Genomic DNA, 21,883 nt, shown 5'->3' with positions numbered 1-21,883 from the left:
GATGGCGTTTGAGAGCGCAGTTCATGGCGACACGGCGGGGCCGCCATGGCCAGCCTTATTCCTCGTCGGGGTCCAGCCCCTTCAAGGCCACCTGCACGGCGCGCTGCGAAAAGCCGCGCTGCATCAAAAAACGCATCTGCTTGTTGCGTTGCTCGGCATCTTGCGCTACTTCACCAAATTTGCGGCGCCACACTTCGCAGGCGCGCGCGGTCTCGCCTTCGGCCAGGCCCGCCTTGAGTTCCTGCAGCGCCTCGCCGGCTATGCCATGGCTTTGCAATTCGGCCATGATGCGGCTATTCCCGAAGCGGGCCGAGCGGCGGTGGATCAGCGACTCGGAAAAGCGCTCCTGCGACAGCCAGTTGGCTTGCTCCAGGCTGTCGAGCAAGGCTTCCACGTCATCACCCTCCTGCGCATGGCGCTGCAGCTTGCGCCGCAATTCCATGCGGCTATGCTCGCGCATCGACAGAAAGCGGAGCGCCCTGCCCTTCAGGCTTAGTTGTACTGCGGCCATACACCCACCTTGTCTTTCATTCCACGATCACAGCACCCAAACACAATCGCCGCCCGGCGCAACAGCGCGGGACGGCGATCATGGTCACACCTTGCCAGACACCATCCGCCAGTGCGAATGGTGGCTGACGGCAGCTTACTCGGCAGCCTTGGCTTCTGCCTTGGCAGCCTTGTCAGCGGCTTTATCGGCTTTTTCCGGCTTTTCAGCAGCCAGCGGCGGCAGTTCGCGCACGCCCAGCGAAGCGCGGACCTTGTTTTCGATTTCGCGGGCCAGCGCCGGACGCTCTTGCAGGAAGGCGCGGGCATTGTCCTTGCCCTGGCCGATGCGTTCGCCGTTGTAGCTATACCACGAACCGGATTTTTCCACGATCTTGGCATCCGAACCCAGGTCCAGGATTTCGCCTTCGCGCGAGGTGCCGGCGCCGTACAGGATGTCGAAGTGCGCTTCCTTGAATGGTGGCGCGATCTTGTTCTTGACGACCTTGACCTTGGTTTCATTGCCGATCACTTCATCGCCGGACTTGATCGAGCCGGTGCGGCGGATATCCAGGCGCACGGAGGCGTAGAATTTCAGCGCATTGCCGCCGGTGGTCGTTTCCGGGCTGCCGAACATCACGCCGATCTTCATACGGATCTGGTTGATGAAGATGACCAGGGTATTCGTGCGGTTGATCGAACCGGTCAGCTTGCGCAGGGCTTGCGACATCAGGCGTGCTTGCAGGCCTGGCAGGGAGTCGCCCATATCGCCTTCGATCTCGGCGCGTGGCGTCAGTGCGGCCACGGAGTCGATGACGACGAGGTCGACGCTGCCGGAACGCACGAGGGCGTCGCAGATTTCCAGCGCCTGCTCGCCCGTGTCCGGTTGCGAGATCAGCAATTCATGCAGATTCACGCCCAGCTTTTGCGCGTAACCGACGTCCAGCGCGTGCTCGGCATCGATAAAGGCGCAAGTGCCGCCCAGTTTTTGCATTTCAGCAATGGTTTGCAGGGTCAGGGTAGTTTTACCCGACGATTCCGGACCGTAGATCTCCACCACGCGGCCGCGCGGCAAGCCGCCCACGCCCAGCGCGATATCGAGGCCGAGCGAACCGGTCGACACGACTTGCACTTCTTCGATCGCTGCGCTGGCATCCATGCGCATGACCGAACCTTTGCCAAACTGCTTCTCGATCTGCGCCAGTGCGGCGGCGAGCGCCTTGGCTTTTTCCGATGCGGGTACTACAGCTTTTTTATCGTCCATATGTTCTTTCAGCCGTTCTACAGGTGCGGATTCACGAGACGCATCTACGTGAACCGTGCAGCCTGCGATAGCGCCAGTGGGTTAAATTCTTTACACAGACAGTACTGTATAAAAAAACAGTGATCAATGCAAGCGGAACGTGGATTTGTTTTGAAACAGATCAATACAAGCCTGGTTTCTCACAAAAACTCGCCACCTTGCGGAAAATGAAACACAATACAAACTTCTACCGCCGCAAGCATAGGAAGTGCACCATGCGTATTTTACTTGCCGAAGATGACAGCGTGCTGGCCGATGGCCTGACCCGCTCGCTGCGCCAGTCCGGTTATGCGATCGACTACGTCAAGACGGGCCAGGAGGCCGATACGGCCCTGTCCACCCAGGAATTCGACTTGCTGATCCTCGACCTGGGCCTGCCGAAGATGTCCGGCCTGGAAGTGCTGCGCCGCCTGCGCGCGCGCGCCTCGCTGTTGCCCGTGCTGATACTGACGGCCGCCGATTCCATCGAGCAACGCGTGAATGGCCTCGACCTCGGTGCCGATGATTATATGGCCAAGCCGTTCGCCCTGTCGGAACTGGAGGCAAGAGTGCGCGCCCTGACGCGCCGCGGCGCTGGCGGCGGCGCCACCATCATCAAGCATGGCCCCCTCAGCTACGACCAGGTGGGGCGCAGCGCCTACATCAACGACCAGATGCTCGACCTGTCGGCGCGCGAACTGGGCTTGCTGGAAATCTTGCTTGGCCGCACCGGCCGCCTCGTCTCGAAAGAGCAGCTGGTCGACCACCTGTGCGAATGGGGCGAAGAAGTGTCGAACAACGCCATCGAAGTGTATGTCCACCGCTTGCGCAAGAAGATCGAAGTGGGCGGCGTGCGCATCGCCACCGTGCGCGGCCTCGGCTATTGCCTGGAAAAATACTCGGAAACGGCGCGCCTGAACGCTGAAGCGGGCGAGTCGGCAAGCCCGGCCAGCGGACCCGCCAGCAAGTGAAGGCGCGCGAGGCGCCAGCGGACGAGCCAGAAGACGACGACTGGTTCGAGCCGCCCACCACGGAACAGGATGACACCATCGAGCATTCGCTGTTCGGCGAAATCCTCGACTGGATGCTGGCGCCCTTGCTGCTGCTGTGGCCGATGAGCATTGCCATCACCTACCTGGTGGCCAAGGGCATCGCCAATCAGCCGTTCGACCATGCGCTGGAAGACAGCGTGACGGTGCTGACGCAGCAGGTCAAGCAGGCCGACGGCGCCATGCTGCGCCGCGTGCCGGAAAAGAACAGCAGTAATAGCGGCCGCGACTTCCTCCGCGGCGACGATATCGACACCCTGTATTACCTGGTAGTGGGTCCGCGCGGCGAATATCTGGACGGCGACCGCGATTTGCCCCCGCCACAGGACGCCGACAAATACCGCAGCGGCATGGTGCTGTTTCGCAACGACACCATCCATGGCACGCCCGTGCGCGTGGCGTTCAGCTATCTCGATATCCCTTCCGGCAACGACGATGAGCCCAGCCGCGCGCTGGTACAAGTGGCGGAAACCCTGGAAAAACGCGCCCAGCTGGCCAATGAAATCATCAAGGGCGTGATTTTGCCGCAGTTCATCATCCTGCCCGTGATCCTGGCCCTGGTCTGGTTTGCCCTGGCGCGCGGCCTGTCGCCGCTGGCGCAATTGCAGGAACGCATACGCGCCCGGCCGCCCGACGATTTATCGCCCATCGAATCGGGCCAGGTGCCCGAGGAAATCACGCCGCTGGTCGGATCGCTCAACGAGATGCTGGCGCGGCTGTCGCTGTCGATCGACATGCAGAAACGCTTCATCGCCGATGCCGCGCACCAGATGAAAACGCCGCTGGCCGGCATGCGCATGCAATCCGAACTGGCCCTGCGCCAGACCGACCACGACGAAATCCACCGCTCGCTGCTGCAACTGGCGAAAAGTTCGGAAGCGGCCACGCGCCTGGTCAACCAGCTGCTGGCCCTGGCGCGCGCGGAAAACCAGCCGCAGGCGGGCACGGCATTCGAGCCGATCGAGCTGAGCGAGCTGGCGCGCGGCGTGGTGCAGGACTGGGTGCAAGCCTCGTTTGCCCAGCATATCGACCTGGGCTTCGAGCAGCCCGCGTATTCGATCATGATTTCAGGCAATGCCATGATGCTGCGCGAACTGCTGAGCAACCTGATCGACAATGCCCTGCGCTACACGCCGGCCGGCGGCAGCGTCACGGTGCGCGTGCGCAGCACCCTGGAACTGGCCATCCTGGAAGTGGAAGATACGGGCCCCGGCATTGCGCCGGCCGAGCGGACCCACGTGTTCGAACGCTTTTACCGCATTCTCGGCAGCAATGTCGACGGTAGCGGCCTGGGCCTGGCCATCGTGCGCGAAATTGCCCAGCAGCATGGCGCCGAAGTCGATATTTTTAACAATCCGCGCGCGCAGTCGCCGAAGCTGCCGGGCACCCTGCTGCGCCTGAGCATCGCCCTGCTGTTGCCGGATGCGCCAGAAGAGGATGAGATCACGTATGGATAAGCCGAGCCCACCCGTTCCGCCAACACGGTCGGTACGCACGCCCGGCCCCGAGCTACAGGCGCGCCGCGATGTGCACTGGCGCAAGACGCGGCGCCTGACGGCCATCCTGCTGCTGGTCTGGCTGCTGACGGGCTTCCTGACCGTGTTTTATGCGCGCGAGCTGTTGCATCTGAACCTGTTCGGCTGGCCGCTGCCCTTTTATATGGCGGCCCAGGGCGCCTCGCTGGTGTACCTGGCCATCATCGCCTTCTATGCCTGGCGCATGCGGCGCCTCGACCGGGCTTTTCATGCCGAGGAGCAGGCATGAGCACCCAGCGCAGCTTCTTTGCCCGCCTGTGCCGCTACTACCTGCTGTTTACGGCCGGTTTCGCCGCCTTCCTGCTGGCTTTGTCGGTGCTGGAACAGGAAGGCATGCCGCGCGCGTGGATCGGCTACCTGTTCATGCTCGTCACCATCACCCTGTACGCCACCATCGGCGTCATCAGCCGCACCTCGAACGTCACCGAATACTATGTGGCGGGGCGCAGGGTGCCGGCCATGTTCAACGGCATGGCCACGGCCGCCGACTGGATTTCGGCAGCCAGCTTCATCAGCCTCGCCGGCGGCCTGTACCTGAACGGCTTCGACGGCCTGGCCTTCATCATGGGCTGGACGGGCGGCTATTGCCTGGTCGCACTGCTGATCGCGCCCTACCTGCGCAAGTTCAGCCAGTACACGATTCCCGATTTCCTCGCCGCCCGCTATGGCAGCGGCACCGACAAACGGGGCGCCAGCGTGCGCGTGGTGGCCGTGGCCGCCACCATCATCGTGTCGTTTACGTATGTGGTGGCGCAGATCTACGCCGTCGGCCTGATCGCCTCGCGCTTCACGGGCGTGGATTTTTCCGTCGGCATCTTCCTGGGCCTGGCCAGCATCCTCGTCTGCTCCTTTCTGGGCGGAATGCGCGCCATCACCTGGACGCAGGTGGCGCAGTACATCATCATCCTCGTCGCCTTCCTGATTCCCGCCATATGGCTATCGGTCAAGCATGCGGACAATCCCGTGCCGCAGATCGCCTACGGCAAGGTGCTGCCGCAACTGAGCGCGCGCGAACACGTGCTGGAAACGGATCCGAAAGAAAACGAGGTACGCGCCATCTTCCACCAGCGCGCCATCAGCTACCAGGCGCGCATAGCCGGCTTGCCCGCTTCCTGGGAACAGGGCCATCTGACGGCCCAGCGCCAGCTCGATAGTTTGCGCCAGCGCAATGCCTCACTGTTCGACATCCGCAACGCGGAACGCTATCTGATTGCCTATCCGAAGAGTCCGGACGAGGCACGCGTGCTGTGGCAGACGGCGCAGGCGCAGAACCAGAAACGCGCCGAGCCGATCATTCCGCATGCGCAACCGTTTCCCGCCGCCGACCGGGAGCAGTCTGATATCAAGCGCAACAATTTCCTGGCTCTCGTGTTCTGCATGATGCTGGGCACGGCCGCCCTGCCGCATATCCTCATGCGATCGTACACCACGCCCTCCGTGCACGAGACGCGCGTCTCCGTCTTCTGGACCCTGTTCTTCATCTTGTTGATCTACCTCACGATTCCCGCGCTGGCCGTACTGGTCAAATACGACATTTACTCGGCGCTCGTGGGCACGCAATATGCGAACCTGCCCACCTGGGTGTCGTACTGGGCCAATGTGGACAAGCTCAGTCCCCTGATCAGCATCGTCGACGTGAACCGCGACGGCATCGTGCAACTGGCGGAAATTTCCATCGACGCCGACGTGCTGGTGCTGGCCACGCCCGAGATCGCCGGCCTGCCCTACGTGATTTCCGGCCTGGTGGCGGCCGGCGGCCTGGCCGCCGCCCTGTCGACGGCCGACGGCTTGCTGCTGGCCATCTCCAACGCCCTGTCGCACGACGTGTATTACAAGGTGGTCGACCCGACCGCCTCGACGCAAAAGCGCGTGACGATTTCAAAATTGCTGCTGCTGGCCGTGGCCTTCATCGCCGCCTATGCGGCCTCGCAAAAGCCGGCGGACATTTTGTCGCTGGTGGGCGTGGCCTTTTCCCTGGCCGCATCGACCCTGTTCCCGCCGCTGGTGCTGGGCGTGTTCTGGCAACGCGCCAACTATCAGGGCGCGCTGGCCGGCATGCTGACGGGCTTTGGCGTATGCCTGTATTACATGCTGCACACAAGTACCATGCTGGGCGGTAATGCCAGCGGTCAATGGATGCATATCGCGCCTATTTCCGCCGGCATCTTCGGCGTGCCAGCCGGCCTGGCCGCCGCCATCCTCGTCAGCTGGCTGACACCGGCGCCGGGACGCCGCAGCACGGGACTGGTCGAGCATATCCGGGCGCCGGAATAACAGCGCATCATGACCTGGGGTAAAAAGACAGCGCCGCGGCAAAAAAGGAGTAGGCTGGAGGGCCGTTCCATTTACGAGGAAATCCCATGCCGTCTGGAAAAATTCTTGTTGCCCAGGGAGGCGGCCCGACCGCCGTCATCAACCAGTCGCTGGTGGGCGTGGTGCTCGAATCGCGGCGCTTTCAGCATGTCACGCGCGTGTATGGCGCGCTGCACGGCGTGCGCGGCATCGTCAATGAAGAATTCGTCGATCTGACGCAGGAAACCAGCCACAACCTGGAACTGGTGGCCGCCACGCCGTCTTCGGCCCTCGGTTCCACGCGCGACAAGCCCGACATTGCCTACTGCCAGCAAATCTTCGAAGTGCTGCGCGCGCACGAGATCGAACATTTCTTTTATATCGGCGGCAATGACTCGTCCGACACGGTGCGCATCGTCAGCGAGGAAGCGCACAAGGCCGGCTATCCGCTGCGCTGCATCCACATCCCGAAGACCATCGACAACGACCTGGTGGGCAGCGACCACACGCCCGGCTTTCCCTCTGCCGCGCGTTTCGTCGCGCAAGCATTCGCCGGCGCCAACCTCGATAACGCGGCCTTGCCCGGCGTCTACGTGGGCGTCGTAATGGGCCGCCACGCGGGCTTTTTGACGGCGGCCTCGGCGCTGGGCAAGAAGTTCCCCGACGATGGCCCGCACCTGATCTACCTGCCCGAGCGCGTCTTCGTGCTGGAGAATTTTCTTGCCGACGTGAAGGCAACCTATGAAAAATACGGTCGCTGCGTGATCGCCGTCTCGGAAGGCATCCACGACGCTTCGGGCGAACCGATCGCCAGCTTGTTGGCCAAACAGGTGGGCAACGAAGTGGAGCGCGATGCACACGGTAACGTGCAATTGTCCGGCACGGGCGCGCTGGCCGACCTGCTGTGCGACGAAATCAAGGCCAAGCTGGGCATCAAGCGCGTGCGCGGCGATACCTTTGGCTATCTGCAGCGCTCCTTCATCGGTTGCGTCTCCGACGTCGACCAGCGCGAGGCGCGCGAAGTGGGAGAGAAGGCGGTGCAGTTCGCCATGTGGGGCGACCGTGACGGTTCCGTCGCCATCAAGCGCACGGGCTTTTATTCCGTCGATTACGAGTTGCTGCCCCTGACGGAAGTGGCGGGCAAGACGCGCACCATGGAAGACGAATTCATCAGCGCCAGCGGCACGGACGTGACCGATGCTTTCAGGTTATATCTGCGCCCGCTGCTGGGTTCGGGCATGCCCGATGCGTTCCGCCTGCGCGCCGCAAAAGTAGCGAAGGTCTTGAAACCTTAGCTGTTTTCCGCCAGCAATAGCGGCCGCAGTTTCACGGCCGCCTCCTTGAGCTGCGGCACGTGCTGCAGCAGCTGCTCCACGGACTTTCTCGCCACGGGCGCGTGGCAGGCGACAGCCGCCACGATGCGCCCGTCCGCCGCGCAGATGGGCACGGCCACGGCCACCATGCCGTGCACAAATTCCTCGTCGTCGATGCCGATGCCCAGGCGGGCGATGCGCACGATCTCGCGTTCCAGCAGCACGGGGTCGGTGATGCTTTTCGGCGTGCGCGCTTCCAAGGTCAGCATGGCCAGCAGCTCGCGCCGCTCCAGCAGGGTCATGTGCGCCAGAAATAATTTTCCACTCGCCGTGCAATGCATGGGCGCGCGCGTGCCCAGCACCAGGTGCAGGCGCAGCGGTTCCTGCGTTTCCACCCGGTCCACGTAGACGATCGCATTGCCCTCGGGAATGGCCAGATTGCACGTCTCGCCCGTGGCCGCCACCAGGCTGCCCAGGATACTGCGGCTCACGCGGATCAGGGCATTGTTGCGCAGGGTCGCCAGCGCCAGGTTGGTGGACGCCGCGCCGGGCACATAGCCGCGTCCCACGGGCGTGCGCAGCACATAGCCATGCTGCTCCAGGGTATCGAGCAAGCGCATCATGCTGGCCTTGGGCACCTGCATGCGCGCGGCCAGCTGCGACAGGGTCAAGGGCTGGCTGGCGCTAGCCAGGTGCTCGATCAGGCGCAGCACGCGCAAGCCACGCGCCTCGTCGCCATGGCTGGCCGCCGTGCCAGCCCCCGCTTGGTTGCCTTCTTCGGCCTCGGCCGGCCGTTTTTGAAACGCATCATGCATGTTCTGTTTCACCTCTCGCGTATGCGGCTGTTTCCGCTTGTCCCGGTGCTGCACGTCTTTTATAAATGGAACCAGACGTTCCAAAAATAACCAATAAAGACCAGTGTATCGCAAAAAATGCCCGCCGAGGCGGCGCGATACCGCAACGCAGGAGACAAGAGCAATGTTGCAAACACACTACGATTACATCGTTGTCGGCGCCGGTTCCGCCGGCTGCGTGCTGGCCAACCGCCTGTCGCATGACAGCAACAACCAGGTATTGCTGCTGGAAGCGGGCGGCAAGGACAACAATCCCTGGATACACGTGCCGGTCGGCTATTTCAAGACCATGCACGACCCCAAGCTGGACTGGTGCTACCGCACGGAAGCGGACGCCGGCATCGCGGGGCGCCAGCTGCAATGGCCGCGTGGCAAGGTGCTGGGCGGCTCCAGCTCGCTCAACGGCTTGCTGTACGTACGTGGCCAGAAGGAAGACTACGACCGCTGGGCCGAACTGGGCAATGCAGGCTGGAGCTATGCCGAAGTGCTGCCCTATTTCAAGAAATCGGAAGACCAGGAACGCGGCGCCAGCGATTACCACGGCGTCGGCGGTCCATTGAAAGTGTCGGACCTGCGCCTGCGCCGTCCCATCGCCGAACACTTTATTGCCGGCGCCACGGAAAGCGGCATCCCCTTCAATGCCGATTACAACGGCGCCACGCAGGAGGGCGTCGGCTACTTCCAGCAGACGGCCAGCAAGGGCTTGCGCTGGAGCACGGCGAAAGCCTTCCTTCGGCCGGCCCGCAAGCGCGTCAACCTGCGCGTGGAAGTGCGCGCGCAAATCACTCGCGTGCTGTTCGAGGGCAAGCGCGCCGTCGGCATCGAATTCCGGCAGGATGGCCAGCTGCGCCAGGCGCGCGCCAGCGGTGAAGTGATACTCTGCGCGGGCGCCATCGGCTCGCCGCAAATCCTGCAATGTTCGGGCGTGGGCCCGCGCGCCCTGCTCGAGGAAGTGGGCGTGCCGCTGGTGCACGACTTGCCCGGCGTGGGACAGAACCTGCAAGACCATCTGCAAATCCGCCTCGTCTTCAAGACGCGATTGAAAACCCTGAACGATGAAGTCAACAGCCTGTGGGGCAAGCTGTGGGTGGGCATGCAATATGTGTTTTCCCGCTCGGGGCCCTTGACCTTGGCGGCCAGCCAGGTGACGGTGTTTACCCGCTCCTCGCCCGAGGTGGAGCGGCCCGACATCCAGTTCCACATGCAGCCGCTGAGCGCCGACAAGCCGGGCGAAGGCGCGCATCCGTTTTCCGCCTTTACGTCGTCCGTGTGCCAGCTGCGCCCGCACAGCCGTGGCCACGTGTCGATCAAGTCCGCCGATCCGTTTGCGTATCCGGGCATCTACCCGAACTACCTGTCCGACCCGCGCGACCAGCAGACGGCAATCGCCGCCCTGCGCGTGGCGAGAAAAATCGCCGCCGCCCCCTCGCTGGCGCCGCACATCATTGCCGAGTTCGTGCCCGGCCCGCAGTTCGAGACGGATGCGCAGCTGCTGGACGCGGCGCGCCGCTTCAGCCAGTCGATCTACCACCCGAGCGGCACCTGCAAGATGGGGCATGACGCCATGGCGGTCGTCGACGACCGCCTGCGCGTGCACGGCCTGCAGCACCTGCGCGTGGTCGACGCGTCGATCATGCCGGAAATCGTCTCGGGCAATACGAACGCGCCCACCATCATGATCGCCGAAAAAGCGGCCGACATGATCCTGGCGGACGCCGTGCGCCTGCCCAAGGCAGCCTGACCCGCCCCTTTTCATCCCATTCCCTGCAAGGAGGATGCCAGCGGCGGGCAGACGGCCCCGCCTCCAATGACTCGGCGACAAGCCAAGCATCAGAAAAAAACACATAATCGATATCGATTGGAGACTAGATATTATGGATAACAATACGAACAATCCGAAAAAGGCCAAAGAGCTACGGAAAGTCGTGATGGCCAGCGTGATCGGCGCCACCATCGAGTGGTATGACTTCTTCCTGTACGGCGTGGTGGCCGGCATCGTGTTCAGCAAGCTGTATTTCCCGGGCGGCGATCCGCTCGTCTCGACCATGCTGGCCTACGGCACCTTTGCCGTGGGCTTTCTGTCGCGCCCCATCGGCGGCGTGATCTTCGGCCACTTCGGCGACAAGATCGGCCGCAAGAGCATGCTGGTGATGACCCTGATGATCATGGGCGTCTCCACCTTCCTGATCGGCGTGCTGCCGACGTATGACCACATCGGCTACTGGGCGCCCGGCCTGCTGCTGTTCCTGCGCGTGCTGCAGGGCATCGGCCTCGGTGGCGAATGGGGCGGCGCCGTGCTGATGGCGTATGAATATGCACCGCCGAAGGAGCGCGGCTTCTACGCCAGCCTGCCGCAGATCGGCCTGGCCATCGGCTTGTGCCTCGCTTCCGGCGTGGTGGCGATCCTGTCGTATACATTGACGGATACTCAATTCCTGTCCTGGGGCTGGCGCGTGGCCTTCATCCTGTCGGCCGCCCTCGTCTTCATCGGCATGTGGATACGCCTGAACGTGATGGAAACGCCGGAATTCCAGGCCGTCAAGGAGAAGAATGCGGAGACGCAAATTCCATTCTTCGACCTGCTGAAACGTTATCCGGGCAATGTCTTGAAGGGCATGGGCGCGCGCTATATCGACGGCGTGTTCTTCAATATCTTCGGCGTGTTTTCCATCACCTATCTGACCAATACCATCAAGATCGCCCGCACGGAAGCGCTGATGGGCGTGATGGCGTCGGCCGTCGTGATGTGCTTCTGCATTCCGTTTTTCGGCCGCCTGTCGGACCGCATCGGCCGTACCAAGGTGTTTTTCTGGGGCTCGCTGATCACGGGCGTGTCGTCGATTCCCGCCTTCTGGATCATGCTCCACCACGCCGACAATCCCTTGCTGCTGTGGTGTTCCGTGATCATACCGCTGGGCGTGCTGTATTCAGCCGTGTATGGCCCGGAAGCGGCCCTGTTCTGCGACCTGTTCGACGCCAAGGTACGCTACACGGGCATCTCCTTCGTGTACCAGTTCTCCGGCATCTTCGCCAGCGGCCTGACGCCCATCATCGCCACCTACCTGCTGAAAACGGGCAATGGCGAGCCGTGGCACATCGTCGGCTACATCCTGTTCGCCTCCCTCGTCTCGGCCGTCAGCGTGGCCATGATCGGGAAAGGAGGCTCGCAACCGGATGGCCGCATGAAGACGGCGCACGCAAGGTAAGACCTGCGGACGTAAAAAAGGCAGGCCTCTCGCGAGTGCCTGCCTTTTCTATGCGTGTGATAACTTAGATCACGATGGTCTGATGCTCATCACCCACGCGGGCGCGGATGGTGCCGATGCGCGAGACGGTTTCGCCAGCCGCTTGCAGCTGGGCGATGGCGGCATCCGCGTTTTCTTGCGAGACGATGACGGTCATGCCGATGCCGCAGTTGAAGACGCGGTGCATTTCGGCGTCAGCCACGCCGCCGTGCTGTTGCAGCCACGTGAACAGTGGCGGCATAGTCCACGATTTCGAGTCCAGCTCGGCCACCAGGCCAGGCTGCAGCACGCGCGGGATGTTTTCCACCAGGCCGCCACCGGTGATGTGCACCATGCCTTTGACTTCCATCGCATCCATCAGCGCCAGCAGCGGCTTGACGTAGATGCGCGTCGGCTGCATCAGCACGTCGGCGAGTTTACGGCCGTGGAAGTCGCCTTCCAGGTCTGGTTTTGCCACTTCGATGATCTTGCGCACCAGCGAGTAACCGTTCGAGTGCACGCCCGACGAGGCCAGGCCCAGCACCACGTCGCCCGGGGCGATCTTGGTGCCGTCGATGATTTTCGATTTTTCCACGGCGCCGACGGCAAAACCTGCCAGATCGTATTCGCCGGCCGGGTACATGCTCGGCATTTCCGCCGTTTCGCCGCCGATCAGCGCGCAACCGGCTTGTTCGCAACCCTGGGCGATGCCCTTGATGACGTCGGTGGCGATGGCCACGTCCAGCTTGCCGCAAGCGAAGTAGTCGAGGAAGAACAGGGGCTCGGCGCCTTGCACCAGGATGTCGTTGACGCTCATGGCGACCAGGTCGATGCCGACCGTGTCATGGCGGTTCAGTTCGAACGCCAGGCGCAATTTGGTACCGACGCCGTCGGTGCCCGAGACCAGCACCGGTTCCTTGTACTTCTTGCTGATTTCAAACATGGCGCCAAAACCGCCCAGGCCGCCCATCACGCCTTCGCGCAGGGTGCGCTTGGCAAACGGCTTGATTGCTTCGACTAAAGCGTCGCCTGCGTCGATATCGACGCCAGCGTCACGGTAGGAAAGGGAAACATTAGAAGTCTGGTTCATGGTGTGGTGGCAGCGGAGGCGGTAAAATAGAAGGCGGATACCCGCCGGCACGCGCGCGCAAGCATGTTTTTCAACATCGTGCGGCAGGACGCCAGCGGGTGAATTCGGTCGATCAAGTCGCTATTTTATCAAACTGCCCCGCCATTTCGTAATTAACTGCCTTTTTTTAACGCAACAGCACAAACTACATGCCATTCGCCATCACCGCCGAACAGAAGCAAACAGCATTTTGGATCGCGGTCTGGCTGGCATTCTTGCTGCTGCTCGTCAGCCTCGGTCCCATCCTGACGCCCTTCCTGGCCGCCGCCATCCTCGCCTACGTGCTCAATCCCGGCGTGGACCGATTGCAGCGCCTGCATTACAAGCGTTTTTATGTACCCCGTCCGCTGGCCGTGCTGGTCGTCGTAGTGTTGTTTTTCCTCGCCATTACGGCGCTCGTGCTGATCGTCGTGCCCGTGTTGCAGAAGGAAATCCCCTTGCTGCAGGCGCAAATCCCCCAATTTCTCAGCAAGGCGAACGAGTTCCTGGCGCCGAAACTGCGCGATCTGGGCATCCGCGTGCGCCTCGATGGCATGGGCATCAAACGCATGTTGAGCCAGCAGATGGCCACCAGCGGCGATGAAATCTGGAGCACGGTACTCGCCTCGGCCCGCATCGGCGGCACGGCCGTGCTGGGCTGGCTGGCCACCGTGGTGCTGATTCCCGTGGTGCTGTTCTATCTGTTGCTGGACTGGCATCCGATGCTGGCGCGCATCGCCGGCGCCGTACCGCGCCGCTGGGTCGGCCGCACGGTGGGCATGGCGCAGGAAGTCGACACCCTGCTGGCGCAATACCTGCGCGGCCAGTTGCTCGTCATGCTGGTGCTGGCCACCTATTACTCGGCGGCGCTGGCCATCGCCGGTTTTGAAGTCGCATTGCCTGTGGGCATCATCACGGGCTTGCTGGTGTTCATTCCCTACCTGGGCTTCGGCCTGGGGCTGATGCTGGCGCTGATCGCCGCCCTGCTGCAGTTTGCCGACTGGAGCGGCGTGATCGCCGTGGCCGTCATCTACGGCTGCGGCCAGGTCATCGAAGGCTTTTTCCTCACGCCCCGCCTGGTGGGCGAGCGCATCGGCCTGAACCCGCTGGCCGTGATCTTCGCCTTATTGGCTTTCGGACAATTGTTCGGTTTCGTCGGCGTTTTGCTCGCTTTACCCGCTTCTGCCGTGCTGATGGTCGCTTTTAAGCATCTAAGACGCCACTACCTCTCCAGCAGCTTCTATAATACCTAGTAAAAGCGGATATCATATCAACCTAGCAATACCACGATGCACATGCAGTAATGAAAAACAGGACAAGGCGTACGCCATGAAACAACTGGTGCTCGATTTAGGCACAGACCAGGCGCACAGCCTCGATACCTTCGAGGTGGGACAGAATGCCGAAGTGGCGCAGCTGATGCGCCAGTTCGCCGCGCGCACGTCGCGCGAACATTTTGCCTACTTGTGGGGCGAACTGGCCGCCGGCAAGAGCCACCTGCTCAAGGCCCTGGCCAGCACCGAGCGCGCGCGCTACATTTCGCCATTCTCGATCGAGTCCGAATTCGTGTATTCGCCCGACGTCGACCTGTACCTGCTCGACGACTGCGAAAAACTGTCGCCGCTGGCGCAGATCGACGCCTTTGCCCTGTTCAATGAAATCCGCGCCAACAAGGCCTATATGGTGTGCAGCGGCGCCGTGCCGCCCGCCGTGCTGCCCGTGCGCGAAGACTTGCGCACGCGCATGGGCTGGGGCCTGATCTATCAGATCCACGGCTTGACCGACGATGAAAAAATCGCCGCCCTGACCCAGGCGGCCACCACCCGCGGCTTGACCTTGTCGCCCGGCGTGTTACCCTATCTGCTGTCCCATTTCCGGCGCGACATGCGTTCGCTGTCGACGATGCTGGACTCTCTCGACCTCTACTCCCTGGAAACCCAACGCCCGATCACCTTGCCATTGTTGCGCGAGTTGCTGCAGGCGGAAGCGAAAGAATGATGAATCTGGCCCTGTTTGACCTCGACCACACCCTGCTGCCCATCGACTCGGATCACGAGTGGGGCGAATTCCTGGTACGCATCGGTGCCGTGGACGCCGCCGAATTCACCCGCCGCAACGACGAATTTTTCGCGCAATACCAGGCCGGCACGCTCGATCCGGTGGAATACCTGGAATTTTCCCTCGGCACTCTGGCGCAATTCCCGCGCGAACGCCTCGAAGCGCTGCACCGGCAATTCATGGCCGAAGTGGTCATGCCGGCCATCCGCCCGGAAGTCGTGGCCCTGCTGAAACAGCACCAGGACGCGGGCGACCTGCTGGCCATCGTCACGGCCACCAACCATTTCATCACCAAACCCATCGCCGATGCGCTGGGCGTCGAGCACTTGCTGGCCGCCATGCCCGAGTATGACGACGCAGGCAATGTCACGGGCAAGCTGGTTGGTACGCCGACCCTGGGCGCGGGCAAGCTGACCCACACCCACGCCTGGCTGGAAAAGATGGGCAAGGAACTGGGGCAGTTCGAGCGCAGCTATTTTTACAGCGATTCGCACAACGATATTCCCCTGTTGTCGGTCGTGACCCACCCGGTCGCGACCAACCCCAACACCGCTTTGAGCGCACACGCATCCCTCCACGGCTGGCCATCACTTCACTTATTCAATGATTAAAAAATTCATCCGCAAGATCCTCGGCGTTAAAAAAGAGGCAGCGCGCGACACCACGGCACCCATCGTGCTCGGTCCTGCGCAACACGGAATCGACCCGAAACTGGTGTCGTCGAATGCCATCCGCGTCACCAGCAGCCTGCAGGAAGCGGGCTTCGAGGCCTTTGTCGTCGGCGGCGCCGTGCGCGACCTGCTGCTGGGCGTGAAACCGAAAGACTTCGACATCGCCACCAACGCCACGCCGGAACAGGTCAAACGCCTGTTCCGCCGCGCCTTCATCATCGGCAAGCGCTTCCAGATCGTGCACGTGATGTTCGGCCAGGATTTGCTGGAAGTGACGACCTTCCGCGGGGCCGGCGCCGACTCCGCGCCCAAGGATGAACATGGCCGCGTCCTGCGCGACAACACCTTCGGCCTGCAGCACGAAGACGCACTGCGCCGCGACTTCACCATCAACGCCATGTACTACAACCCGGCCACGCAGGAAGTGCTCGATTACCACGGCGGGGTGGAAGACATCCGCGCCAAGACCTTGCGCATGATCGGCAAACCGGAAGAGCGCTACCGCGAAGACCCCGTGCGCATGCTGCGCGTGGTGCGCTTCGCCGCCAAGCTGAAATTCACCATCGAGCCGCACACGGCCGCGCCGATCCCCATCATGGCGCCGCTGATCAACAACGTGCCGGCGCCGCGCGTGTTCGACGAGATGCTGAAACTCCTGATGAGCGGTCATGCGCTGGCTTGCCTGCAGCAGTTGCGCAAGGAAGGCTTGCATCACGGCCTGCTGCCGCTGCTCGACGTGGTGCTGGAACAACCGCTGGGCGCGAAATTCGTCACCCTGGCGCTGGACGCCACGGACCAGCGCATCGCCGCCGGCAAGACCGTCTCGCCGGGCTTTTTGTTTGCCTCGCTGCTGTGGCACCAGGTGCTGGAAAAATGGACGGCCTACCGCGCCGCCGGCGAATCGACGATTCCCGCGCTGCACCTGGCGGCCGACGACGTGCTCGATTCGCAGACGGAAAAACTGGCCTTGCAGCGCAAGATCGGTTCCGACATGCGCGACATCTGGTCGATGCAGCCGCGCTTCGAGCGCCGGGTCGGCAAGGCGCCGTACAAACTGCTCGAGCACCTGCGCTTCCGCGCCGGCTACGACTTCCTGCTGCTGCGCTGCGCCTCGGGCGAGATCGACATGGACATCGGCGAATGGTGGACGGCCTTTTATGAAGGCGACGAGGAAACGCGCGAAGCGCTGCTCGTCAGCGCCAATGCCGCACCGGGCGCCGTCAAGAAAAAGCGTCCGCCACGCCGCAGCACACGCAGCAAGACCAGCACGGGGGGCGGCTCGACCACCGGCAGCAGCAGCGGCGAATGATGGTAGTCATTGCTTACATCGGTATCGGTGCCAACCTGGGCGACGCGCGCGCGAATGTGCAAGATGCCATCGCGCGCCTGGCGCGCTTGCCCGGCGCCAGCTTGCTGGACGCCTCGGCCAGCTACCGCACGGCGCCCATCGATTCCAGCGGTGACGACTACATCAACGCCGTGGCGCGCATCAGCACCACCCTGCCGGCAGAGGAACTGCTGCTGGCCTTGCACGCCATCGAGGCGGCGCACGGGCGCGAACGGCCCTACCGCAACGCCCCGCGCACCCTGGACCTGGACTTGCTGCTGTACGGCGATGAACAGATCGCCAGCGCCACACTGACGGTGCCGCATCCGCGCCTCACCGAACGCGCCTTCGTGCTGGTGCCGCTGCTGGCACTGGCGCCCGCCATCGTCGTGCCCGGACTCGGGCCGGCGCAGGCCTACCTGGCAACGGTGGCCGACCAGGCCATCAGCCAGCTCTGAGCCGCTGCGCCAGACATACACTACAATGCCGTCCCTGCAGCACGCCGCATAAAGTACTACACTAGCGGCGTCGCAATCGCATCACCCCCTTTCACTCTAGAGAATACCTATGTCCGCTTATTTGCAAGGAACAGATCTGGCCGCAAAAGACAAGGCCGCCACACCGGCGCCGGCGCCATCCAAGCCTGTCGCCAACAAGGCCGTGACCATCCACACGCTGGCCACGCTGCGCGCCGCCGGCGAAAAGATCACCATGCTGACCTGCTATGACGCCAGCTTTGCGTCGCTGATGGACCGCTGCGGCGTGGAGATCCTGCTGATCGGCGATTCGCTCGGCATGGTCTGCAATGGCCATAGCTCCACCCTGCCCGTCACCGTGGCCGAACTGGCTTACCACACGGCTTCCGTGGCGCGCGGCAGCAAGTCGGCCATGATCGTTGCCGACCTGCCGTTTGGCGCGTACGGCACGCCCGAGACAGCCTATGCCAACGCCGTCATCCTGATGCAGGCTGGCGCGCACATGATCAAGATCGAAGGCGGCGCCTGGCTGGCCGAGACCGTGCGTTTCCTCTCCGAGCGCGGCATTCCCATATGCGCCCACATCGGCCTGACGCCGCAATTCGTGCACCAGCTGGGCGGCTATAAAGTCCAGGGCAAGAGCACGGAAAGCGCGGCGGAACTGAAGAACGACGCGCTGGTGCTGCAAAACGCAGGCGCCGCCATCGTGCTGATGGAAGCCATGCCGACGCAACTGGGCAAGGAAGTGACCGACATGCTGACGATTCCGACCATCGGCATCGGCGCAGGTCCCGACTGCTCGGGCCAGGTCCTCGTCATGCACGACATGCTGGGCGTCTTCCCAGGCCGCAAAGCGCGCTTCGTGCGCAACTTCATGGAAGGCGCGGCCAGCATCGACGACGCCGTCACCGGCTACGTCAAAGCCGTCAAGGATGGCAGCTTCCCGGCGCTGGAACACTGCTTCTGACACACGGCTTCTGATTGCTGCTATTCAGATGATATCGCCTCGGTAACTGCCGGGACGATTTTCTTGGCGCGTAGCGTTTCTGTCCGTACAAACGCCACCTCCAGTCCAAAAAACTGCCCTATCCGGTTCAGTGACTGGATGGTCGGATTACCCTTGCCGCTCTCGATTTCCTTGATGGTTTTCAGGCTGACCCCTCGGTGTTCCGCAAATTGCGCCTGCGTCAGGCGCGAGATGGCGCGCATCTCCTTCACCGCATACTGGAGCGTGACTTCACCGCGCGCGATGGCGTCGTAGAGCACCGCCCTGCGCTGCCTGAGCTGTTCCTTGTCGATATGGGTGCGCGCCATCTCAGTGCTCCCCCAGCGCGCTCAATTGTTCGATCTGTGTGGCGATGTGAGGCCTGAGAAAGGCGACGATATCGTCATCCACGCCTGCCTGCAGCATGTGCCGCTCCAGCTCGACGAGTCGTTGGCCGAAGCGGTAAAGTTCAAGCTGGATGTGATTGCGCTCCACGTCGGCAATATCCATGGCGGCCAGAATGGCAGGCCATGCATGCAGCTCTTTTTTACCGATCGGATGGTACCAGCGCGCTGCCCGCGCAATGCCTGCCGGGTCCAGATACATGGGCGCGAAATCAAACAAGGGCGTGAGACGCACATTGGCACCGATCTTTTGAACGGCGGTATTGCGTGCGTGGTTATCGGTATTGCGCATGGCCAGGTTCAATATGTCGCGCTTGAGGAATTCAACGGTCTCGGTGGTCTTGTCGCTGACGACGGCTCGCAATGCCTGCAACAGCTCGAACTGGCTGGGCGAAGCTTCAAATCCCACGATGCCGGCCAACGAAGCCGCACTTTCCTGATGCAGGCGAAGTACCTTGCCATCCCGGACTATCCGGTCAAAGCGTGGAATGAACAGGGTATCTTCCTGGTAGCGAAGCTCGCCAGCCGTGCGCAAGCCCATCGCGCTCGCCACGCGCATGTAGGCCGCTTCATTTCTCAGCACCTTGTCATCGCTCGGGGTCTTGCCCCGCGCCCGCTTGACGATAAAATGCGCTGCCGCGAGCTCGTCGGCCAATGCGCCATCCGCATGCCACATTCCGTCATGGTCCGTCGTCAGCAAATATTTCGGCGCCGCGCCCTGGACACCGAGGCTACCTGCTGCCAGCATGCTGTGTACCAGCATGCGTTCGTGAAATACCTCGCCGCGGCCAATGATGTCTTCCAATGACAACCCGTGCATGGGTGTGTCGGTCTCGTGGCGGGCAAGATGCTGTTCATAGTATTGCACTGCCTCGGCAACGCGGACACACCCGATGGGATTGAAGGCGCCGGCGCACATCAACGGAAAATCGGCGGCAGGACCATCCGTCAGTTGCAGCTGCCCCAGCAGATACGCACGCCCGCTCCCCTGGGGGATCAGGTCAAACACAAAGGCTGGCCATTGCGCCAGCTTCTGCATATCTGCCGTGACGGGAAAGCGCAGCGATACGGGTTCGACTTTTTTCTCGAAGGCATAATCGAGGTCGTATTCAAACAGCGTGGCAGTACGGGGGTTGCCGCCGGCGGGTTCGAGCAGGGTAAGCAATGCACAATCTTTCCATACTTCCTCATGAAAGATTTGAAAATGACACTCCATACCGCCCCCAAAATAGTCCCTATAACGCCTAATTTAGCATATTTTTTCCAATAATTAGATCATATAGGAGCTAATTATCGCGATAATCGACGCACACTAGCCCACCTGTATCCAAGTCGTCTTCAGCTCCGTGTACTTGTCCAGTGCGTGCAGCGACTTGTCACGCCCGTTGCCCGACTGCTTGTAGCCGCCGAACGGCACGGTGATATCGTCGCCGTCGTACTGGTTGACGTGCACGGTGCCCGCGCGCAGGGCGCGCGCCGTCTGGATGGCCTTGGTGATGTCCGATGTCCATACGGCCGCCTGCAAGCCGTACGGCGTGGCGTTGGCCTGCTGGATCGCTTGGGCGATATCCGTAAAGCCCAGCACCGACAAGACGGGCCCGAAAATCTCTTCGCGCGCGATCGTCATGCTCGCATCCACGCCAAAGATGGTCGGCTGCACGTAATAGCCGCCCGTATCAAGGCGCACGGCCTCGCCGCCGCCCAGCAGCTGCGCGCCTTCGCTCTTGCCGGACGCGATATAGCCCATCACCGTTTGCATCTGCGTGGCGTCGACAATGGCGCCCATGACGGTGGCTTCGTCGAGCGGGTCGCCGGGCTGGAAACGGGGCAGCATGGCCAGCGCCTTGGCCAAAAACTCTTCCTTGATCGATGCTTCCACGAACAGACGCGAGGGCGCGTTGCAGCTTTCACCCTGGTTGAAGAAGATGGAGCCGACGGCGGCCGCCACGGCCTTGTCCAGGTCCGGGCAATCGGCGCAGACGATGTTGGCGGACTTGCCGCCCAGTTCCGTCCACGCCCGCTTCAGGTTCGACTGGCCCGCCATCTGCACGATTAATTTGCCCGTGCGCGTGGAACCCGTAAAGCCGATGCAATCGACATCCATGTGCAGCGCCAGCGCGGCGCCCGCCTCGTTGCCGTAACCGGGCAGCACGTTGAAGACGCCCGCCGGCACACCCGCTTCCAGCGCGATGTCGGCCAGCCGCAAGGCCGTCAGCGGGGATTTTTCGGAGGGTTTGAGGATCACGCTGTTGCCGGCCGCGAGGGCCGGCGCGATCTTCCAGGCGGCCATGATCATCGGGTAGTTCCACGGCACGATGGCGGCGACGACGCCCACCGGTTCGCGCGTGATCAGGGCCAAACTGTTGGCGGGCGTCGGTGCGATTTCATCGTAGACCTTGTCGATCGCCTCGCCATACCAGCGCAGGCAGTTGGCCGTGGCGCCCACGTCCACGCTCTGGCTGTACTTGATCGGCTTGCCCATGTCCAGCGTTTCCAGCAGGGCCAGCTCGGGACCGTATTTCTGCACCAGGTCGGCAAACTTGATCAATATCCGCTTGCGCTGCGCGGGCGACTTGCCTGCCCAGCGGCGGTCGTCAAAGGCGGCGCGGGCGGCTTGCACGGCCGCATCCACGTCGGCGCCATCGCAGCGCGCCACTTGCCCCAGCAAGCGTCCGTCGATGGGCGACAGATTGTCGAAGGTCTGGCCTGACCTGGCCCCTACCCGTTCGCCATTGATGAAGGCGCGTCCATCGATCGTCAGCGCTGCGGCCCGTGCATGCCAGCTGGTGTTTTCCGTCATGGTCGTCTCCTGCAAGATG

The 21,883-nt window shown here is 62.5% G+C and carries 20 protein-coding genes; 13 read left to right on the top strand and 7 right to left on the bottom strand.

Annotation, left to right across the window (positions count from 1 at the left end):
• Nucleotides 1-55 precede the first annotated feature (55 nt).
• Complete coding sequence (recX, locus tag CSQ93_RS01150) at nt 56-511, bottom strand: recombination regulator RecX (protein ID WP_099376372.1); 456 nt, start codon at nt 509-511, stop codon at nt 56-58.
• A gap of 135 nt (nt 512-646) precedes the next feature.
• On the bottom strand, nt 647-1,750 hold the full coding sequence (gene recA, locus CSQ93_RS01145; RefSeq protein ID WP_099376371.1) for a recombinase RecA: 1,104 nt from the start codon (nt 1,748-1,750) through the stop codon (nt 647-649).
• A gap of 254 nt (nt 1,751-2,004) precedes the next feature.
• Here recA and CSQ93_RS01140 point away from each other — a divergent pair, with 254 nt between their 5' ends.
• The 5 genes from CSQ93_RS01140 (at nt 2,005) to CSQ93_RS01120 (ending at nt 7,939) form a co-directional block, all read left to right on the top strand.
• Nucleotides 2,005-2,739, top strand: a complete 735-nt coding sequence (locus CSQ93_RS01140) for a response regulator (RefSeq protein WP_099376370.1) — start codon at nt 2,005-2,007, stop codon at nt 2,737-2,739.
• Nucleotides 2,736-4,274 (top strand): sensor histidine kinase, encoded by a 1,539-nt coding sequence (locus tag CSQ93_RS01135; RefSeq protein ID WP_233515982.1) that lies wholly within the window; start codon nt 2,736-2,738, stop codon nt 4,272-4,274. The genes CSQ93_RS01140 and CSQ93_RS01135 overlap by 4 nt, the downstream gene beginning before the upstream one ends.
• The gene (locus tag CSQ93_RS01130) at nt 4,267-4,581 is read left to right on the top strand and encodes a DUF4212 domain-containing protein (RefSeq protein ID WP_099376369.1); all 315 of its coding nucleotides are present in this window, start codon (nt 4,267-4,269) and stop codon (nt 4,579-4,581) included. The genes CSQ93_RS01135 and CSQ93_RS01130 overlap by 8 nt, the downstream gene beginning before the upstream one ends.
• On the top strand, nt 4,578-6,626 hold the full coding sequence (locus CSQ93_RS01125) for a sodium:solute symporter family protein (RefSeq protein WP_099376368.1): 2,049 nt from the start codon (nt 4,578-4,580) through the stop codon (nt 6,624-6,626). Before CSQ93_RS01130 ends, CSQ93_RS01125 begins: the two co-directional genes overlap by 4 nt.
• An 86-nt stretch (nt 6,627-6,712) precedes the next feature.
• Nucleotides 6,713-7,939, top strand: coding sequence for a 6-phosphofructokinase (locus tag CSQ93_RS01120; RefSeq protein WP_099376367.1), 1,227 nt, complete (start codon nt 6,713-6,715; stop codon nt 7,937-7,939).
• Here CSQ93_RS01120 and CSQ93_RS01115 read toward each other — a convergent pair.
• Nucleotides 7,936-8,772 (bottom strand): IclR family transcriptional regulator, encoded by an 837-nt coding sequence (locus tag CSQ93_RS01115; protein WP_099376673.1) that lies wholly within the window; start codon nt 8,770-8,772, stop codon nt 7,936-7,938. The two genes, CSQ93_RS01120 and CSQ93_RS01115, sit on opposite strands and share 4 nt — an antisense overlap.
• A 163-nt stretch (nt 8,773-8,935) precedes the next feature.
• Between CSQ93_RS01115 and CSQ93_RS01110 the strand changes: the two genes are divergently transcribed.
• Both CSQ93_RS01110 and CSQ93_RS01105 read left to right on the top strand, forming a co-directional pair.
• Nucleotides 8,936-10,552, top strand: a complete 1,617-nt coding sequence (locus CSQ93_RS01110; RefSeq protein WP_099376366.1) for a GMC family oxidoreductase — start codon at nt 8,936-8,938, stop codon at nt 10,550-10,552.
• A gap of 133 nt (nt 10,553-10,685) precedes the next feature.
• Nucleotides 10,686-12,017: an MFS transporter gene (locus CSQ93_RS01105; protein WP_099376365.1), complete on the top strand. Its 1,332-nt coding sequence runs from the start codon at nt 10,686-10,688 to the stop codon at nt 12,015-12,017.
• 64 nt (nt 12,018-12,081) lie between these two features.
• Here CSQ93_RS01105 and purM read toward each other — a convergent pair whose 3' ends face one another.
• Nucleotides 12,082-13,125 carry a phosphoribosylformylglycinamidine cyclo-ligase gene (gene purM / locus CSQ93_RS01100; protein WP_077408694.1) on the bottom strand — a complete coding sequence of 348 codons (1,044 nt, stop codon included), beginning with the start codon at nt 13,123-13,125 and terminating at the stop codon, nt 12,082-12,084.
• Between the two features lie 188 nt (nt 13,126-13,313).
• Between purM and CSQ93_RS01095 the strand changes: the two genes are divergently transcribed.
• From CSQ93_RS01095 to panB, 6 genes are all read left to right on the top strand, one after another.
• Nucleotides 13,314-14,396, top strand: coding sequence for an AI-2E family transporter (locus CSQ93_RS01095; RefSeq protein ID WP_099376364.1), 1,083 nt, complete (start codon nt 13,314-13,316; stop codon nt 14,394-14,396).
• Between the two features lie 76 nt (nt 14,397-14,472).
• Nucleotides 14,473-15,141, top strand: coding sequence for a DnaA regulatory inactivator Hda (gene hda, locus CSQ93_RS01090; RefSeq protein ID WP_034788687.1), 669 nt, complete (start codon nt 14,473-14,475; stop codon nt 15,139-15,141).
• Entirely contained in the window at nt 15,141-15,812 is a 672-nt protein-coding gene (locus CSQ93_RS01085; protein WP_035828308.1) for an HAD family hydrolase, read from the top strand. Before hda ends, CSQ93_RS01085 begins: the two co-directional genes overlap by 1 nt.
• Nucleotides 15,805-17,181 carry a polynucleotide adenylyltransferase PcnB gene (gene pcnB / locus CSQ93_RS01080; protein WP_099376363.1) on the top strand — a complete coding sequence of 459 codons (1,377 nt, stop codon included), beginning with the start codon at nt 15,805-15,807 and terminating at the stop codon, nt 17,179-17,181. Before CSQ93_RS01085 ends, pcnB begins: the two co-directional genes overlap by 8 nt.
• Nucleotides 17,181-17,657, top strand: a complete 477-nt coding sequence (gene folK, locus CSQ93_RS01075) for a 2-amino-4-hydroxy-6-hydroxymethyldihydropteridine diphosphokinase (RefSeq protein ID WP_099376672.1) — start codon at nt 17,181-17,183, stop codon at nt 17,655-17,657. Before pcnB ends, folK begins: the two co-directional genes overlap by 1 nt.
• Before the next feature lie 109 nt (nt 17,658-17,766).
• The gene (panB, locus tag CSQ93_RS01070) at nt 17,767-18,642 is read left to right on the top strand and encodes a 3-methyl-2-oxobutanoate hydroxymethyltransferase (protein ID WP_176388229.1); all 876 of its coding nucleotides are present in this window, start codon (nt 17,767-17,769) and stop codon (nt 18,640-18,642) included.
• Nucleotides 18,643-18,662: 20 nt separating this feature from the next.
• Here panB and CSQ93_RS01065 read toward each other — a convergent pair whose 3' ends face one another.
• From CSQ93_RS01065 to CSQ93_RS01055, 3 genes are all read right to left on the bottom strand, one after another.
• On the bottom strand, nt 18,663-18,989 hold the full coding sequence (locus tag CSQ93_RS01065; protein WP_099376362.1) for a helix-turn-helix domain-containing protein: 327 nt from the start codon (nt 18,987-18,989) through the stop codon (nt 18,663-18,665).
• Between the two features lies 1 nt (nt 18,990).
• Nucleotides 18,991-20,229, bottom strand: a complete 1,239-nt coding sequence (locus CSQ93_RS01060) for a type II toxin-antitoxin system HipA family toxin (RefSeq protein ID WP_233515981.1) — start codon at nt 20,227-20,229, stop codon at nt 18,991-18,993.
• A gap of 147 nt (nt 20,230-20,376) precedes the next feature.
• Entirely contained in the window at nt 20,377-21,864 is a 1,488-nt protein-coding gene (locus tag CSQ93_RS01055; protein ID WP_099376360.1) for an aldehyde dehydrogenase, read from the bottom strand.
• Nucleotides 21,865-21,883 lie beyond the last annotated feature (19 nt).

The sequence above is a fragment of the Janthinobacterium sp. BJB426 genome (genome assembly GCF_002735705.1).
Lineage (GTDB): Bacteria > Pseudomonadota > Gammaproteobacteria > Burkholderiales > Burkholderiaceae_D > Janthinobacterium.
The sequence above is the reverse complement of the archived record's forward strand: the minus strand, read 5'-3'. Positions and strand labels throughout refer to the sequence as shown.

Excerpts from the sequence above, each read along its gene's own strand:
- CSQ93_RS01105 (WP_099376365.1), top strand. The coding sequence starts at position 10,686 with ATGGATAACAATACGAACAATCCGAAAAAGGCCAAAGAGCTACGGAAA.
- CSQ93_RS01130 (WP_099376369.1), top strand. The coding sequence starts at position 4,267 with ATGGATAAGCCGAGCCCACCCGTTCCGCCAACACGGTCGGTACGCACG.
- panB (WP_176388229.1), top strand. The coding sequence starts at position 17,767 with ATGTCCGCTTATTTGCAAGGAACAGATCTGGCCGCAAAAGACAAGGCC.
- CSQ93_RS01065 (WP_099376362.1), bottom strand. The coding sequence starts at position 18,989 with ATGGCGCGCACCCATATCGACAAGGAACAGCTCAGGCAGCGCAGGGCG.
- CSQ93_RS01125 (WP_099376368.1), top strand. The coding sequence starts at position 4,578 with ATGAGCACCCAGCGCAGCTTCTTTGCCCGCCTGTGCCGCTACTACCTG.
- CSQ93_RS01085 (WP_035828308.1), top strand. The coding sequence starts at position 15,141 with ATGAATCTGGCCCTGTTTGACCTCGACCACACCCTGCTGCCCATCGAC.
- recA (WP_099376371.1), bottom strand. The coding sequence starts at position 1,750 with ATGGACGATAAAAAAGCTGTAGTACCCGCATCGGAAAAAGCCAAGGCG.
- CSQ93_RS01115 (WP_099376673.1), bottom strand. The coding sequence starts at position 8,772 with ATGCATGATGCGTTTCAAAAACGGCCGGCCGAGGCCGAAGAAGGCAAC.
- CSQ93_RS01095 (WP_099376364.1), top strand. The coding sequence starts at position 13,314 with ATGCCATTCGCCATCACCGCCGAACAGAAGCAAACAGCATTTTGGATC.
- purM (WP_077408694.1), bottom strand. The coding sequence starts at position 13,125 with ATGAACCAGACTTCTAATGTTTCCCTTTCCTACCGTGACGCTGGCGTC.
- CSQ93_RS01110 (WP_099376366.1), top strand. The coding sequence starts at position 8,936 with ATGTTGCAAACACACTACGATTACATCGTTGTCGGCGCCGGTTCCGCC.
- recX (WP_099376372.1), bottom strand. The coding sequence starts at position 511 with ATGGCCGCAGTACAACTAAGCCTGAAGGGCAGGGCGCTCCGCTTTCTG.
- hda (WP_034788687.1), top strand. The coding sequence starts at position 14,473 with ATGAAACAACTGGTGCTCGATTTAGGCACAGACCAGGCGCACAGCCTC.
- CSQ93_RS01140 (WP_099376370.1), top strand. The coding sequence starts at position 2,005 with ATGCGTATTTTACTTGCCGAAGATGACAGCGTGCTGGCCGATGGCCTG.
- CSQ93_RS01055 (WP_099376360.1), bottom strand. The coding sequence starts at position 21,864 with ATGACGGAAAACACCAGCTGGCATGCACGGGCCGCAGCGCTGACGATC.
- folK (WP_099376672.1), top strand. The coding sequence starts at position 17,181 with ATGGTAGTCATTGCTTACATCGGTATCGGTGCCAACCTGGGCGACGCG.
- CSQ93_RS01120 (WP_099376367.1), top strand. The coding sequence starts at position 6,713 with ATGCCGTCTGGAAAAATTCTTGTTGCCCAGGGAGGCGGCCCGACCGCC.
- pcnB (WP_099376363.1), top strand. The coding sequence starts at position 15,805 with ATGATTAAAAAATTCATCCGCAAGATCCTCGGCGTTAAAAAAGAGGCA.